10 protein-coding genes are annotated in these 16,854 nt (G+C 60.5%); 5 read left to right on the plus strand and 5 right to left on the minus strand.

Going from position 1 to position 16,854, the window contains the following annotated elements:
• Positions 1 to 52: 52 nt before the first annotated feature.
• From ASF94_RS11415 to ASF94_RS21285, 3 genes are read left to right on the plus strand one after another with little or no spacing between them, the layout of a single operon-like run.
• On the plus strand, positions 53 to 2,671 hold the full coding sequence (locus tag ASF94_RS11415; protein ID WP_056666039.1) for a PD-(D/E)XK nuclease family protein: 2,619 nt from the start codon (positions 53 to 55) through the stop codon (positions 2,669 to 2,671).
• On the plus strand, positions 2,671 to 5,844 hold the full coding sequence (locus ASF94_RS20845) for a UvrD-helicase domain-containing protein (protein ID WP_162244640.1): 3,174 nt from the start codon (positions 2,671 to 2,673) through the stop codon (positions 5,842 to 5,844). Before ASF94_RS11415 ends, ASF94_RS20845 begins: the two co-directional genes overlap by 1 nt.
• A gap of 53 nt (positions 5,845 to 5,897) precedes the next feature.
• On the plus strand, positions 5,898 to 6,284 hold the full coding sequence (locus ASF94_RS21285) for a hypothetical protein (RefSeq protein ID WP_156382510.1): 387 nt from the start codon (positions 5,898 to 5,900) through the stop codon (positions 6,282 to 6,284).
• A 111-nt stretch (positions 6,285 to 6,395) separates the two neighbouring features.
• Here the strand turns inward: ASF94_RS21285 and ASF94_RS21290 are convergent, their stop codons facing one another.
• The 4 genes from ASF94_RS21290 to ASF94_RS11425 all read right to left on the minus strand — a co-directional run bounded on the left by ASF94_RS21290 (position 6,396) and on the right by ASF94_RS11425 (position 13,139).
• Positions 6,396 to 7,820: a hypothetical protein gene (locus ASF94_RS21290; RefSeq protein WP_156382511.1), complete on the minus strand. Its 1,425-nt coding sequence runs from the start codon at positions 7,818 to 7,820 to the stop codon at positions 6,396 to 6,398.
• Positions 7,821 to 8,075: 255 nt separating this feature from the next.
• Positions 8,076 to 9,782, minus strand: a complete 1,707-nt coding sequence (locus tag ASF94_RS11420; RefSeq protein WP_056666041.1) for a GTPase domain-containing protein — start codon at positions 9,780 to 9,782, stop codon at positions 8,076 to 8,078.
• The gene (locus tag ASF94_RS20850; protein ID WP_082493204.1) at positions 9,748 to 11,883 is read right to left on the minus strand and encodes a GTPase; all 2,136 of its coding nucleotides are present in this window, start codon (positions 11,881 to 11,883) and stop codon (positions 9,748 to 9,750) included. Before ASF94_RS20850 ends, ASF94_RS11420 begins: the two co-directional genes overlap by 35 nt.
• Positions 11,884 to 12,179: 296 nt before the next feature.
• Positions 12,180 to 13,139 carry a ComEC/Rec2 family competence protein gene (locus tag ASF94_RS11425; RefSeq protein ID WP_056666044.1) on the minus strand — a complete coding sequence of 320 codons (960 nt, stop codon included), beginning with the start codon at positions 13,137 to 13,139 and terminating at the stop codon, positions 12,180 to 12,182.
• Positions 13,140 to 13,246: 107 nt separating this feature from the next.
• On the opposite strand from ASF94_RS11425, the gene ASF94_RS11430 reads away from it, so the two are divergent.
• Complete coding sequence (locus tag ASF94_RS11430; protein ID WP_056666047.1) at positions 13,247 to 13,705, plus strand: RidA family protein; 459 nt, start codon at positions 13,247 to 13,249, stop codon at positions 13,703 to 13,705.
• 43 nt (positions 13,706 to 13,748) lie between these two features.
• Positions 13,749 to 14,636 (plus strand): pyridoxal kinase PdxY, encoded by an 888-nt coding sequence (pdxY, locus tag ASF94_RS11435; protein ID WP_056666048.1) that lies wholly within the window; start codon positions 13,749 to 13,751, stop codon positions 14,634 to 14,636.
• 138 nt (positions 14,637 to 14,774) lie between these two features.
• On the opposite strand, the gene ASF94_RS11440 is transcribed toward pdxY, so the two are convergent.
• Entirely contained in the window at positions 14,775 to 16,637 is a 1,863-nt protein-coding gene (locus ASF94_RS11440) for a methyl-accepting chemotaxis protein (protein WP_056666051.1), read from the minus strand.
• Positions 16,638 to 16,854 lie beyond the last annotated feature (217 nt).

A 16,854-nucleotide genomic window follows, 5' to 3' on the forward strand; every position in this document is an offset into this window, starting at 1 on the left:
AGACCGCGTAGGCGCATCCTCCGATGTGCTTGCGCTACTTGCTTCACGCGCCATGCATGTCACCTTCGGTTTGAACCTTGATGCCCGACAGGGCCCTTCGCCGCAGAGCTCCTTCAACGCACCTGTTGTTGGGCGACTCGGCTTTCTGTCATTGCTGGAAACGTACCTTGGCTTGGCTAGACCCGAGGTCGCGGCAGCACAGCGTGTGGCGGTCTATATGGGGCATCTGCAGCGCCATGACAACGGAACCCGCTTTTACAGCGCCTCGATGAAAGTCGACAGCGTTGGCACAGCGGTAAAGCTCCTGTCCTGGCGCGATGAGTGGCTTCTTGGGGGGTGGCAGGGAACAGCGCAGGCGTCTCATCCTGCTCGGCTTCAAGAACTGGCCATGGTCGAAACGACCGCCTTGGACATGCCACCGGGTGAAGCCACCCGGCTGTTGTTGGTTGAACAGGCGCTCAAGGCGACAGGCCCCAACCCGATTACCTCTGTCTCACTTGTTGACCCACTCGAGGAGTTTCCTCTCCTGTGGCGCAGAGTGCTGTCGTGCTTGCCAGATGTGAAAGCCAACCCTGCAGTTCCTCATGGAGAAGGAGCATTGCGAGCCCTGCAGGAAAAAGCGATGCTCGTCATGTCGGGACAAGAGCCACCAAGCAAGATGTCCCCCATTGCGGACGGCAGCGTGCAGCTCATTCGAACACTCTCTTTTTCGACAGCTGAGCACTGGCTCAGTGCGCACGCTGCAGCCCACCCGGTCGACCGGCTGGTTCTCGCGGAAAACCATGGGGACTCGCTCGACACCACCTTGGTCGCCACCGGCGGAGTCAATTGTGGCTTTGAGAACCCTAGCCAGCTTCGACCGGCTCTACAGGCCCTGAGTCTGGCCTTAGAGATGTGCTGGGCACCTCTCGACGTCGGCCGCCTGGTCGACTTCCTAACCCATCCAGTTGGACCGTTTAGCCGCAAGGTGCGCGCTACGCTCGCGAAAGCCGTCGCGGAACAACCGGGGATTGGGGGAGCAGCATGGGTAGAGGCCAAGAACAAGATTGCGGCGGACAAAGATGGCGCAGCTCTGGTGGTCGATATCGAGTTCTGGCTTGAAAGCGAACGCTGGCCACGCCATCAGGGTGCGCCCTTGGATGCACTGCTCGCGCGAGTCGACAGGCTCAAAGAAGCTATGCGCCGCAGGTTATCTGGCGACCCCTCGATAGCGGCCACGTTCGCACCTGCGCATCGCCAGTGCGCAGCTGTTTTCGACAGCCTCTGCGAACTTTCCCGACAAGGCGTCGCGACACTGATGCCCAGGCAAATTGAACAGCTTGTGGCCCATGCAACGCCAAAAGGCGCATCTAACCCTGGCGCGGTTTCACAGGTTGGCTGCCTGCGCTCTGCGAACAGTGCGGCAGCTTGTATCGAGCCGGCTGACGAGGTTATCTGGTGGATGCCTTCGACTCCAATGCTGGTGCAGCAGCTCCCTTGGTCAAGCGCTGAAGTCCAAGCATTGAAGGAGCTGGGCGTCGAGCTGCGGGACCCCGTCAAGCAGTTGTCGGCCCTGGCAATGCAATGGCTACGTCCTCTGTTGGCCGCCCGCAAGCGCTTTGTGATGGTGTCGCCCCCTCCAGGTCGGGAAGTCCATCCGGTACGACAACTCCTTCAACAACTCATCCCAGACTTTGAAGCGCAGGCCCTGGACCTCGATACTGCATGTGGCAGCCAGCTTGTCGGAAGCCTGACCGAGCAGGTGGCATCGCTCCAATTTCCGGAAGTACAACGGCATATCCAACTACCCGAGCCGCTGAAGCTGTCCACCAATCCACAGTCTTACACGGCACTCAACGAGTTGTTCAACGCGCCCGCTCTCTTCGCACTCAAGCGGATTGCCCGGTTGAACCCAACGTCCATTCTTGCAGTCGAAGAAGACAACCGCCTTCTCGGCATCCTCGCCCACCGCGTCTTCGACAAGCTCTTTGCGCAAGCCGATGTCTTGGACTGGACGAATCAGCAAGCCAAGGACTGGTTCCGTGCTCAGGCCGATGAGCTTCTCCGCACAGAAGGTGCCGTTCTCTTGATGCAAGGCGCTGGCATCAGACTGCAGCGCTTCCAGATGACCTGCGAAGGCGCTATTTGCTCACTCTTGAACCATCTGCGTGCAGCCAAGGCAGTCCGCGTTCAAGCCGAGGCCGAATTCGATGGCGTACTCGGACCAGTCCCGTTGACCGGCAAAATTGACCTTCTGGTCGAACTACCTGCCAACAAAGTTGTCGCGCTCGACATGAAGTGGCGCGGAGACAACCACTACGCTCGGATGCTGCGCGAGGGCGGCCACCTCCAGCTGGCCCTGTACTCCAGCTTGGTCGAGCAGAAGACCGGAACTGCACCTGCGGCACTGGGATTCTTCATCCTGGAAAGCGGTGCGCTGTTCATCTCGCATTCGGGCCTCTTCCCGCAGGCGCAATTCACACCTCCTCCCGAGGACGTTACGGTCGCCACACTGCTCGACCGGGCAAAAGCGACCTGGTCCTGGAGAACTGGCCAGTTCACCGCAGGGCAAATTGAAGTCGTTCCGCATGGGCCGGCTGACGATTACAACGGTCCCGAGGGCACGCTGCCGGTAAAAGGCCCCAGCCAATGGGACCGGGACTACCTTGTGTTGCTGGGAGGATGGGAGTGATGAACAACATCGAATTTGTGAGCGCGGGCGCCGGTAGCGGCAAGACCTACAAGTTGACTGAGACCCTCGCTCAGGCCCTCGAGTCCGGTGCTGCCCGGCCCCATGCCATTTTGGCAACGACGTTTACGGTGAAGGCCGCCACGGAGCTGCGCGAACGCGCTCGGTCATGGTTGCTGGAGAAAGGCCGTGTTGACCTTGCCACGGCTATCGGACAAGCCCGGCTGGGAACAGTGAACAGTGTCTGCGGCCAGATGCTCAAGCAGTTTTGCTTTGAGTTGGGGCTGTCCCCTGACCAGACTGTTCTCAGCGAAGGGCAGACGAAACGGCTGCTCGAAACATCACTTGCTGAGACTCTGGCCCCTGTGGGCCAGTCCGAGTTTGTTCAGCTCACGCGTAGATTTGGAATCGAACAGGAAGACTGGGCCAAGACCGTCAAGGATGTGGTCAAGGCGGCCCTGGACAACGACGTTGCGCCCGCAGTGCTGCGGACGATGGGGCCAAGCAACGCAGACCAAATGCTTGCGAACTGGCCTGCGCCGACCGCTGGTGGCGACCCGACGGCGGTTTTAGCCGCAGCAGTGGCAACCGCACGCCAAGAGGTAGCCGCCTATGTTGATGCGCAAGTCGCGGCTGGCGCCAAAGTGGCCAAGAACCTCCAAGATGGGCTGGGTGACTTGCAGAAGTTCGAGCGAGCGTTCCGCGAAGACCGATGGTCGTGGCCCGATTGGATTGGTGCAGCGGGTATCGACGCCGGTGCCAAGGTGAAGCACTTTCTAGAGCCCGTGAAAGCTGCAGCTCAGGCGCACGAATCCCATCCGGCCTTCCACGCCGACGTGCGGCGGTATCTGGAGCTAGTATTCAATCTAGCAGCGGATGCCCTGGATGCCTATGCGGAGGCCAAGAAGACCTTGGGCGCCGTAGATTTCAGTGACCAGGAAGTGCTGTTGCTGCGCGCGATTCGAGAAAACGCAAGCGTCCGTGAGATATTGGCTGACGAACTCGACCTGGTGATGGTCGATGAATTCCAGGACACAAGCCCTCTCCAGCTTGCTCTGTTCGTGGAATTCGCCAAGCTGGCCAAGCGTTCAATCTGGGTTGGCGACCCCAAGCAAGCGATTTACGGCTTTCGCGGAACCGATGCCAGCCTTATCTCTGGAATCATCGGAGCGATTCCGGGTTGGGGCGGCACTATTGGTGCCCCCCTGACTACCTCGCGACGGTCGACCCCAGCCTTGGTCTCGCTCACGAATGCAGTGTTCGGCGGCGCCTTCCTGCCGGACCTGACACCTCAGGACGTTCAGCTGCAACCCGACCGCAAGGACCTCCCCAACCAGCCGTCGCTTTTGAACTGGAACTTTGAGAGCAGCAAGAACGGCACGGACTACCTGGCATTGGGCCAAGCCGTAGCGGAGCTACTTGGTTCCGGGATACAGGTGGAAGACAAGGCGACCAAAACTCTTCGGGCAGTCCAACCAGGTGACATCGGGGTCCTTTGCCGAAAACACGACCAAGTGGACTTGGCAGTCACTTCTCTCACCCAGTGGGGCATCCCTTCCGCAAGTCCTCGCGCCGGCCTGCTGGGAACAGCGGAGGCCATCTTTGTCTTGGCGTGTCTGCGCCGCATGCATGACGTCAGTGACACGGTTGCATCCGCTCTGGTGCTGACGTTGGCAGACGGCATCCCGGTAGACGCATGGCTGGCGGACCGCCTCAACTACCTCGGGCAGCCCGATGTCAAAGCTCATGAATGGAAGACGCACGGTGAATCAGCACATCCACTACTTGCACGTCTCGAAGAACTGCGCTCGGCCTTCACATCCTTGACACCTTTGGAAGCTCTACGCCTGTCCGCTTCAGAGTCGCACGTTGCACAGCTTGTCGCCCAATGGTCTAACTCTCCGCATGAGGCCCACAACCGATTGGCCAACGTTGAAGCACTGGTGGAACTCGGCAAAGCCTACGAAGACGAATGCATCGCGGCCAAGCGACCTGCGACGGTCAGTGGACTGCTCAGGTGGCTCGATGCAGCCGCGGAAGCGGAGGACGATGGCCGGGCCGCGACAGCAGACAACGCAGTCACGGTCCTCACCTACCATGGGTCCAAGGGCTTGGAATGGCCGGTCGTTGTGCTTTCCGCGCTTGGCGAGACCGCCAGAAGTGCGCTTTGGAATGTGCGTGCGCGAACTGAAGGTGCCTTTGACCCGCAGATGCCACTGGGCAATCGCTTCATTCACTGCTGGCCGAAGACTTGGGGTAAGCGAGCTGCCCCACAAGCAGTTGCCAACGCGGAAGCAAGTGCGACCGGGGTCTCCATGCAAAAAGACGCCGAGGTGGAAAACAAGCGCCTGCTCTATGTCGGCTTGACCCGTGCCAGAGATGTGAACGTCCTGGTGTCCATCGCCAGGAAATCCGGGCCAGTACGCAGTTGGGTGGATGAGGTACCGGGCGCAAGTCAGATTTTGTTTGGCCCGACCGAGGAGGTGGTGCTTGCTGATGGCCAGCGGTGCTCACGAACATCCAAGGACTGGAACAAAGACGAATGCGCAACCGAGCCGCCAGCGCGAGCACCGCAAGACCGTCATTGGTTTACGCGGCGGCCTCTCGCATCCGCAGCGCCCCTGTGGTATCGCCCGAGTAGTGCCGTTGGCGGGCAGTTCACCATTGCGGAGACCGCAGACGTCGGCATTCGTATTGCGCTGACGGGAAAACCGGACATGGCCGACCTGGGGACAGCAGTCCATCACTGCATCGCTCGGGCTGGTGCACGAGGAGCGGTGAAGCAGGCCGATGTCAGCAGCATTCTCAGCAATTGGGGCGTAGGCAACACCGTCGACAACGCCGCAGTTGTCGCTCAGCTCAACGCCTTCCGTACGTGGTGCGCCGAGCGGTGGCCAGGATGCCCTACCTTCGTCGAGGTTCCGATTGAAGCGAATCGCCCAGATGGAACGCGCGTGAGGGGCCGTATCGACTTGCTGGTGCAGTCTGCCAATGGATGGATTCTTGTCGACCACAAATCCAACCCCGGTAGTGCCGACCGGAATGAGCAACTGGTTCAGGCACACGGCCCTCAACTCGCTGCATATGCGCAGGCTCTGGTTGTTGCCACGGGGACGCCGGTAGCGGAGCAGTGGCTATACCTTCCGGTCGCTGCTCGTGCATTGCGCCTCGCTTGAAGTTTCCCGATAGCCGCGCCCCGCACCCTGACCAACTTAAGGGAATCGCTTTGATGACCAAGTACTTCAACGCCAAGGTTCAATTGGTTCAGACAAGAACCGTTCATGTCCAAGTAGCTGCGGACTCCGAAGCCGCCGCGGCAGAACTGGCGAGGGCCCAAGCTCGTCTGAAAGAGCCCGGTTTTTCCGTTCAAGACGTTAGCCTCAGTTTGGTCGGGGAAAGTGATTTGGGGGTTGGCTCCCGTTTTGTCCACCGCCTATTTGGCGCGGGTGTCATTGAGAGCCTCTACTCCGAGGGAAAGCTAGGCCAGTTCCGGATGCAAATTAAGTTTGACCGGGGTGATACCAAACACATTCACGGACCGAGTGCAGTCATCCGACCAGAATGCATGGCTGAGCCGCAGCCGCTCGAGGGGGACGCAATCCCACTTAGCGGCTAATCAAAGCTAGTGCCGACTTCCTAGTCCTAAGGAGGCAGCGGTTTAAGCGCTCCAATACCCCCTTGCATTACAGCGCTGGTATTCGCTAATACGCCGTATTGAACTGGTTTTCTAAGCTCGCGGACGCTCGCCCTTTTGGTCTAGCTCACGACTGCTGTCCCGCCATCCTGCGGATTGCAATCGAAGACCGCCTGTGGTCAGCACCGCATTCTCATCATCTTCAAAATAAGTCTCTGCCGCTTCCTTGACGATTTCCCTTACATCCTCGGCCAATCGGTCCAATCCAAGCATATTGCACACAGAATCTAGAATAGCCGCCCGGTCCCTCGAAAGAAGAACCAGTGCCTCGACATTATCTCTCTCCGGGGTTCCACGCGAGACTTTCACAGCCCCCGAAAGTCGACGGTCTAACGCGACGTTGAACCGTTCCGAACCAGAATCCTCCGCCTCCAACGCGTCACGTACTGCAATAAACAAACCTAGTTGTACCCGGATTTTCTCTTCATACACGAGAAATTTTCGAGGTAAACCAACGCGAACACCTTGGAATTGCCGGCTATCTTGCTCGACCCAAACATCACTGCCGTCCACCTGACTATCCAGTGCAGTATCTGTAAGCGAGCGAAACTGCTGAACGGCTTCAAGAAACTTCATCAACGTTGCTACCGGTGCGATGATTTCCAAGGGCTGTCGCTCCGAGGGGAGGTTATCGTCGGGCGGGGGGTCAACAACGGTTAGCTGCATATCTTTTCCGGCATCGACGCTCGTATGCACGCAGACAACTGAAGTTGCGGGAACTGCGGGTTGTCCCGCCCACCCAATGTGGGGCATTCCTTGAAGCTGATGCAAGCCCTCCGCGAGACGCTGCCAGCGACTTCGCTTAGCACCGCCCTTGCTCTCAAACACATGCCACTGCCCCGATGCGGACTTAACCAAGTAGTCTGGCCATTTGTTAGCTGCCGAGAAATAGCTGACAAGGCTAGCATTGCCTGCAATGGACTTGGTGTAGATGCCAACATGGAGAAAAGCTTCCATCCGCTCTCCCGCAGCTTTGAGCCACAGCCGAGCAGCAATGTACGCCCCAATGCTGCCGGCGAGAAAAGAAATGGCGGTCTTCTCCGAGCTTTCCATTTTCTTGTAAAACTCTCTCAACGCTCGAGCATCTTTGCCATCCACTCGAATGCACGCGAGGAGCATCCCAAGACGAGCAACGAGATAGTTAGTCAGCTCTTGTGCTTCCTTAGAATTCAGGACAAGCATCGCAGTCCAGTCAACACGCTTTCCATAGCCGCACTCTAGAGCTGCCTGAATTACTTCAATGTCCCGTACCACTTTACGAGCTGGCAGGGGAAACATCGGTCCGAATGGAGACCGCCGGACCTCTTTGAATTTGGTTTTAAAAAACTGGAACGCCTTGACGGTCTTCTTAGCCCCCGTCGTCGGCACAGGCGGCGCCGGCTTGGTGTTCTTGGCAGCAGGAACGTAGTACCGGAGAGCATTTCCTTTGTTTAACGGCTTGAGGAGTGTCTTTTTCAACCTTGGTGATGCTGGAGGCACAATGAACCTTTTTCCAAGAGCGGGGACGTTCCAAAGCATACTCCCCAAAAATGATTAAAATCTAGCAGAAGCACTACGTGAACTCCAAAGCTGGTGCCCGTTCCCGCCTCCCGGCTCTCCTCAGGCGCGCTCAGTCGGACTCATCGTCTCGGCAACTAGCTTCAGGACGAGATTTACAGAGAACTAGACCGAGCAGCCGCTTTATGCCAAATCCAATTACTTGGTCCAAGAAAGTCACCTCCAAGGTGTCTTCTCTCGAACCTCATTTAAGAAATCGGTCACGCTGTTTATGCGGTCCACCAGCCCCTGCTTCTCAAGAGACTGGCTCGCATCTCTCTGAAGAATGGCGTTGAGCTCAACTTCTACTGAATCAATATGAACGTCGTACCCAGTCTTAAGGTACTCCGTGACGGCAGACTGAAGGTTTGATTTCGTAGCCTCAGCATAGGCTAAGAAGCCATGGCGAATCTCTCGTCGTGCCTCGACCATCTTCCCTTCTGCGTTTACCTCCTGACGGTCAGAATAGAACTGCATTCCTATGCCGGCGATGGCCATAACCGGACCTAAGAACTTCGCCCCCTTCCCGATGTAGTCGGCAATCTTTACTGCTTCCCAAGCTTTAAATTTGTAACCGACTAGCTCCCCAACTTTCTTAACGGTCTCGTGTAGCGCGCTGCCAGAGACGCCCTTTAGCCCTTCCTTGGCAGAGTTTCCGACAGCGCTCTTCGCTATAAGGGCGAGACCCTTCTGCGCGTTCTCTGTGATGCTCTTCCCGAAAGCAGCATCGAAAGGCTTGTCGTTAACTGGACTGTGAGAGATAAGGCCTGAGTCCTTCATGGAGGCATAGTTATCAGAATCAACCACACCCAAAGCCTCCATGACTCGCTTGGCCATAGGGGATTTAGCAAGCACTTCAAGATTATCTTCAAGGTCTTTCAAATCCGCCTGTAGCTGGTCCGAGATTGCAGTATTAGCGTCATCGCCAGCACGTTTGCAAGTTGCAGCCGCACTGGCCTGCGTGCGCTCGAAGTCGTCGGCGGAACCGCCGACGAGCGAGGCCAACGCGGACCCCTCTCGAATAATCTTGCTGTGCGTGGTTTCGATGATGGCCGTAGCGCTCTTTTCAAAGCTGCGACGACTTTCTAGGAGTAGACGCTTTACTTGCCTCATCAATGAAATGGCGCCGCCTTCAAGGGGACTTGTTGGCTGCAATTTCTCAAGAGCGGTTTGTAGGTCCTCCAAAGCTCCCTGCAGCGGGGTTGTCAGGCGCGCGTAGAGACCACGTTCTGCGGAGAAGTTGTCAATAGCTGCCATCAGGCCGCTGCGATTTGAAAGCTCAAGCAGTTCCCATTTCTCCCCCTCATCGTCTTCGTCAAGAGCTTCGAAGTAGGACGCTGCGTCGGTGAAAATGATGGGAAAGCTTTCAGGAATAAGCGGCTGAAGAACCGAAGCGATACCATCGAGTTTGGTTTGTTTAGTGCCAGCATCGTTCTGAGACTTGTTAATAACAAGAAGAATCTCCTTCTCACGATGAAGTTCGAAGCACAACCTCTTAAACTCGACCTTGAGAACTTCGTCGAACAATTCATTAGTGATAACAAAGACGAGCAGGTCGGCTTTCGCAATCGCTGTGAAGGCCGCTTCATCATGTGCAACACTGTAGCCCGCTCGAATTCCGGGCGTATCTACGATATGAAGGCCCTTGTAGTTGTAGTCTCTGGAGCTATCTGTGGTAACGTTAGCGCCGATGGCAATGCTTTCTATGCCAGTGAGCATCTTCACCAAGGATGACTTCCCGGCATTGTATTGCCCGACAAATGCAATCCTCAACTTCGACTCTTCAGAGTTATTGCAAACGTAATTTGGGTCAACCTGAAGACGGCAAGCCTTTTCGAGCTCAGCGGCTTTAGCCTTGAGTTGGTTGTAGATGAAGTCCTGCATGCGTATCTCCCTTGATTGCCTGAATCTTTAATTGACAAGCGGTGAGTGCTGCGGCGAGACGAATCCGTCGACCGCGGTTTCCTGTGATTTTTCCAATGTTCGCAGCGGGGGCGTAGAGCACCGCCTCCTTGATACTCTTGACTTCGACGTATTGAACGAGCCCCCGAAACAAATACATTAAAACGTCTTGCTTCGAAGTTTCCTGGATTACCTCAATGCGCTCGTTCAAGACTGAGCCCATCCGCCTAAGCAACTCAACGTCCCGGAAGCGCTCGGTCGTGAGTAAGTAGCTTGCATAGCCCGGCGTTCGAACGAGCCTGCGAGCCGGCGGAAGTGAGTTGTTCCGCCCCGATATCACCGTCGCAACACGCTGTAGCAAGCGAAGGTTAATATCCGCTTGAACTTCATCGATTTGATACTGAGCTTCTTCAAGCGCATTTTCGAATTCTCGAATTCCCTCTAAAATGGCATTTAGCCGACGCTCCGCAAATCCGACCATGCCATCTAGAAGGTCCGATAGAATCCATGCGGATAGGGCCTTTCGGCACCCTTTCTTCGTCTCCTCCACGCTCTCACGAAGTCGTTCCTCCATCTTCCGTTTAGCTGCACTTAGCTTTGAAGTTCTACTATCCGAAAGGTAGCCAAAAAAAGAGAACGCAAGTGAAATGCCTGCGGCAGCCCACCCGATAGGGTTCCACGACATGGCGAAAGCAATAGCGCCAAGCCCACCAACGATTGCCGAAGTCCAGCCGTTTATGCGCTTGTAGTCCCACTCATCGAAGCCCTTCACCTCCGGGGAATTTTCATGAGATGCAGAAAATTCCAAACCTTCATGCATCTCGTCAGAGAAACTCTGGAGTCCCTCCTTCACTTCCATAGCCAAAGATTGAGCCGTAGCCTCGATTCTCTTTTGTACATTGAGCCGATTGACATGCACCTTCCATAGGTCAGCAACATCGCTTCTTTCAGCATTCGCATCTACGAAGTCAGGAATCGAATCTTCAAGCTCCTTGTAAATTGCGTCTACGGATGCTCGAACCTTTTTCGGGGCCGAGGTTGATAGCTGCCTGCGCCACGTAGCGATTCGCTCTGCACCCGATTCACATTCGGGTTTCAGCTTTTCAAGCCTGTCGCGCTGAGCGGTGAAGAGTGCTAGCTGTTGGACCACGTGCAGCAAGGCTGAGTCCAAGAAGCTTTGTATGCGCCGAATCGGTCCATTTGCCTGGACATCTTGGCAGATGGTGCCGAGTAGCTGGTCAAGCCTTCCGAGTTCTCGGAGCTCCTCAGACTCAAGGCCTGAGGCTTGCGTGCCGAGAAACGCGGCTTGGGCATGAATTGGGATGACACGTACTTGCGAAGGGTTTAGGCCCGCCTCCCCCGCCAAGAACCGAAGTCGCTCCTCATGTCCTTGAATCTCGTCAGGCTTGTAAATGACCTTTTCTGGCGACCTCAACGCGCGGCGGCGATTCCCTTCGCTTTCCAGGTTCTTCTTCATATTCAGCACGAAGATAAGCGGCGTATTCCGCTCCGCTATGTGCTTCAGCTCGTTAAATGCACACTCCTGGATGCTGTCACTGCTCAGAAGAAAAAGAACAAGGTCAACTCGCTCAAGCGTCTCTCTTGCCTTTTTGGTGTCCTCGTCACCTTCAACGGCTCCGAACCCGGGTGTGTCTACGACCCTAAGCTCGTTCCACTCGTAGTGTTTGACATCAAGTGTTGTCCGTTGCGCGCCCGTGCCGATGGTGGAGCCATCGCCGCCAGTCAGAGCCTCGCGAAGGGTGCTCTTTCCTGACATTGTCCGACCGAACAACATCACATTGAAGTAGTCGTTCTGTTCAACTTTTGCTTGTAGATTTATAAGCCGTGCCGCACGCATGGTGGTATACGAGCTCTTCAGCGTGTCTTGTAGCTGCGCGAGGCTTGCGCTAGCCCCGGCATTGCCCTCCTTGGGAACTCGCTTGACGACTGTGGCATAGGCGTGTTCTAGCCTCTCTACCACCTTATCGCAGCCTCTGAAGGCATGCGTGACAAACTGATGCTCTAGGCGGGCAATCTCTCTACAGCGCTCCAATGAAGCAAGGTACTTCTTAAAGTTCGACATTTCCCTGGTCGTTGTAGTTATCTGGACACCTTAGCAGGCTGACTTCTTCTTTGGAAGAATAGCCCACGTTGGCTGCTCTTATGGTCAATACAATGCTACTTAGCCAGCTTCGCTCACGCCATCGCCCGTTGTAGGCAACCGCTGTTGAGCGTGAGCTGTTGACTATTGTCCGCACCCGTGTAACGGTTATCCGCCGAATACCTAGCCTATCCAAGTAGCCGACAAGTCGCCGCTAGCGTAGAACTCCTTTGTAAATTCTGCGGAGGCAGGACCACGCACCAAAGTAGAACTAATTGTCAGGCAGCCAGCGCCAAAAAGCAGGCTCTAGAGAGAAGCTCCGAGTAGAACTTGATTGTCGGTCTCCACCGGTCGATGGCGCGCTGGTCGCCCGTGACCAGCGCGGCCACCACGCCGGCCGCACGCTGGGCGGCGCGGTCCGCGTCGCCTGTCTGCGAGGCTGCTGCCGCAGGGCCGGCCAGACGCTGCAGGATGGCGTCGCGCACCCGCTGGCGGGCCTGCTCGACGGGATGGCGGGCGGTGGCTGCCAGCAGCCGCGGCGGTGCGTCGCGCGGGCCGGCGCGCACATAGCCTGTGGCCTGCACGCCCTGCTCCCAGAGCGTCAGTTCGTAGTCGAAGCCGTGCGGGTTGCGCGCACCGTGCGGCGCCTTCAGGCGCACGGTCAGCTCCCAGCGTTCGCCCGCACGCACCGTGGGCGGCGGCGGCCTCTGCAGCTCCGCCACGGCCCCGGCCAGCGAGCCGGCACCCCCGTCCCGCATGAACGGGCCGAAGTACCAGGAGACGTCGATCCGCTCCGGCACCCGCACCGCAGCGCCGTTCAGCTGGGCGGACTCGACTTCGAGCGGCAGGCGCAGCGCACCTTCGAGCGGCTGGGGCATGGCCGCCACCAGGGCCGTGATGCGCACGTCACGACCTTCCAGCGCCGGGTCCAGCGCGTGCGCCAGGAACCCGCCCGCGCGCAGGCCGCAGAGGGCGAACACCAGGCCGGCACCGAGCACCAGCGCCCCGGCATGCCGCAGCCCATGGGCGCGCCGCCGCCCGCCGAGCACACCGCCCGCCAGCAGCGATCCGGCCGCCAGGGCCGCATAGCCCCAGGCAGGCCACAACGCGGTCTGCTGCAGCTGCAAGGCCGTGCCCGCGATGACACCCAGCAGCAGCGAGGGCAGCAGCCAGGGCGCCCGCCCGGCCGATGGAACGGGGGGGCGAACGCTGGCATGCACGGGACCATGGGCGGGCATGCCAGCATGCTAAGGCAGCACCTGCCGATGCCGGACCGCCGGCCTGGCTATGTAACACTTGCGCAGGTTCCGCATTCAACCCATCTGCCCTCACCGAAAGGACTGCCATGAGCGTTTACGACAAGCTGAAAGAACTCCAGATCACCCTGCCGCCGGTCTCCGTGCCCGCGGCCGCCTATGTGCCCTATGTGCAGACCGGCAACCTGGTCTTCCTGTCCGGCCACATCGCCCGCAAGGACGGCAAGCCCTGGGCCGCGCAGTTCGGCCGCGACATCGCCACCGAGGAAGGCAAGGCAGCCGCACGGGCGGTGGCCATCGATCTGCTGGGCACGCTGCATGCCGCCACCGGGGGCGACCTGAACCGCGTGGCACGCATCGTGAAGGTGATGAGCCTGGTCAATTCCACCGGCGACTTCACCGAACAGCATCTGGTCACCAATGGCGCCAGCGAATTGCTGGGCCAGGTGTTCGGCGACAAGGGCGTGCACGCCCGCAGCGCCTTCGGCGTGGCGCAGATCCCGATGGGCGCCTGCGTCGAGATCGAACTGATCGCCGAGCTGGCCTGAGGGCCCGCCGAACGCCGGACCCCGGACGCCTACGCCCACGCCCATGACTGCGCCCTCCACCGAAACTCCCCTGGTCCTGTCCATCCAGTCGCACGTCGCCTTCGGGCACGTGGGCAACGACGCGGCCATGCTGCCGCTGCAGCTGCTGGGCATCCAGCCGGTGGCGGTGCACACGGTGCAGTTCTCGAACCATACGGGCTATGGCGAGTTCAAGGGCCAGGTGTTCACCCCCGCGCACATCGCCGACGTGCTGGACGGGCTGCGCGCGCGCGGCGTGCTGGCGCGCTGCACGGCGGTGCTGTCCGGCTACCTGGGCGATGCCGGCGTGGGCGAGGCGATCCTGGCGGCGGTGCAGGAAATTCGCGCCGCCCGACCCGGGCTGCACTACCTGTGCGACCCGGTGATGGGCGACGTGGGCCGGGGCCTGTTCGTTCGCCCCGGCATTCCCGAGTTCCTGCGGCGGCGGGCACTCGCCCAGGCCAGCATCATCACGCCCAATCACTACGAATTCGAACTGCTGCACGGCGCGCCGCTGGCGTCGGTGCCGGAGGCCATCGCCGCCGCCCGCAGCCTGCTGGGCGCTGCGCCCGGCACGGGCCCCTCGCTGGTCGTGGTGACCAGCCTGCGCACGCCGGACCTGCCGGCCGATCGCCTGGCCACGCTGGCCGTCACCGCCGATGCGGCCTGGCTGGTGAAGACGCCATACGTCGATCTGCAGCCGCTGCCCAACGGCATGGGCGACGTGTTTTCCGCCGTGCTGCTGGGCCACCTGCTGCGCGGAAAGCCAACGCCGGACGCAGTGGCGGGCGCAGTGAGCAGCCTCTACGCACTGGTGTCGCGCACTTCCCCGGGCCAGCGCGACCTGCCGCTGGTGGCCTGCCAGGCGCAGATCGCAGCGCCGGTGGACAGATTCAGCGCCGAGGCGGTGTAGCGGGCAGCGCACGGGCGCAGCGGGGCACGGCGGGCAGTCCCGGCATGCGCGGGCGCCGGCCGACGCACCGCCCGTGCATGCAGTCGCCAGTGCGGCCCACGGTCCCCTGCCCTTCGGGCCGTCACGTCCCGCGTTGCGTCAGAAGGTTTCCCAATCGTCGTCGCTCTGGCTGGACTTGCGCGCAGCGGCGGCCGGCGGCGGCGAGGCCGGCGATGGTGACGATGTGGCAGCGCGAGGCACCGCCGCGCGGGCCGGTGCAGGCCGCCCTGCCAGCGCCGGCGCGGTGCGCGCCTGCGGCTTCGCCACGGCGGCTGCGCGCGATGGCACCGGGGCCGCGGGTCTTGCAGGGGCCTGCAGCACCCCGGCGGGCGCCGGCACGGGCGCGGCCGACCGAGGCGTCGGCGCGGCGGCCGCTGCGGCCGCTGCGGCCGCTACGGCCGGCGGCTTGCCTTGCGTGGCGCCATCCCGCAGCCGGAAAGCGGCCATCAGCTCGGAGAGCATTGCGGCCTGCGACTTGAGCGAGCCGGCCGCTGCGGCGGCTTCCTCGACCAGCGCCGCGTTCTGCTGCGTCACCTGGTCCATCTGCCCGATGGCCTGACTGACCTGCTCGATGCCGGTGCTCTGCTCCGCGCTCGCGGCGCTGATCTCGCCCATGATGTCAGCCACGCGCCGGATGCTGTCCACCACCGATTCCATGGTGCGGCCGGCCTCGGCGACCTGTTGCGAGCCTTCGTCCACGCGGGCCACCGAATCGCCGATCAGCGCCTTGATGTCCTTCGCGGCTTCGGCGCTGCGCCCGGCCAGCGCCCGCACCTCGCCCGCGACGACGGCGAAACCCCGGCCCTGCTCGCCCGCGCGGGCGGCTTCCACGGCCGCGTTCAGCGCCAGGATGTTGGTCTGGAAGGCGATGCCGTCGATCACGCCGATGATGTCGGCGATGCGGCGCGAGGAGGCATCGATGGCGCCCATGGTCTGCACCACGCCGGCGACGACCTGGCCGCCCTCACCCGCCACCTGCGAGGCCTGGGCCGCGAGCTGGTTGGCCTGGCGGGCGCTGTCGGCGTTCTGGCGCACGGCGCTGGTCAGCTGTTCGATGGACGCGGCCGTCTGCTGCAGCGAGCTGGCCTGGCGCTCGGTGCGGGCCGACAGGTCCTGGTTGCCCGCATCGATCTCGCCAGCGGCGCCGGCGATGCTGTCCGCGCCCTGGCGCACCCGGCCGGTGATCTGTGCCAGGTTGTCGTTCATCTGGCGCAGCGCTTCCAGCAACTGGCCGGTTTCGTCGCGCGTCGTCACGGCGATGGCGCTGGTCAGGTCGTTGGCCGCCACGGCGCGCGCCACGCGCACCGCCTCGCCCAGCGGCCGGGTGATGCCACGGGTGATCCAGTAGGCGATCGCGGCACCCAGGGCGACGGCCAGCACGGTGAACAGGATCACGGCGGTGCGGGTCTGCAGGTAGCCGGATTCCACCTGCCAGAGCGCCGTGTCGATGTGGCTGCGCTGCAGATCGAGCAGCTGCTGCACGCTCTGCAGGTAGCGCATCGTCAGCGGCTGGAAGTCCTGCGTGAAGAGGCGCTGGGCCTCGTCGAGCCGGCCTTCGCGCTTGGCCTTGTAGAGGGCGTCACGGGAGGCGAGGTAGGCGGCGCGCGTCTTCTGGATGTCGGCCATCAGCGCCTTTTCCTCGTCGCTCTGCAGCAGCGCATCGATACGCTTGAGCAGCTCGCCCGACTGGCGCGAGGACGCCGCCGCCTCTTCGGCGAACCGTTCGCTCAGCGCCTCGTCCGCACTGACTGCCACGGCCTTGGTCCGCTGCACGCTGGTGTGGATGTTGCGCGCCCAGTCGCTGATCAGGCGCTCCTTCACGACCGCTTCCGAGCCGACGCCCTTCACGGCCCGGACCATGGCGCCCATGTTGGTCAGCCCGAGCATGTTCATCAGGAACATGACGAGCAGGATCAGCGCGAACCCCAGTGCGAGCCGGGTGGAAATCTTCAAGTCTTTCATAGGGTGAGCTCCTGGGGAAACAGCGGCACGCAACGGCAAGGACATCGATTCACGGGGTACGACCGCATGGTGCTTGGATACCCACCGAAACGCCAGTCGGCGTTTTTACCAAGTCTCCAGCCCAGGTCCCCCATCCCGAGCCGCAGCCACGCAGCAGCCGGACAAGAAAAAGCCGCCAGCGACGGGCGGCCTTGCTTCATTGCGCGTGCCGGGCTGC

It is taken from the genome of Acidovorax sp. Leaf160 (genome assembly GCF_001424265.1).
Lineage (GTDB): Bacteria > Pseudomonadota > Gammaproteobacteria > Burkholderiales > Burkholderiaceae_C > Paracidovorax.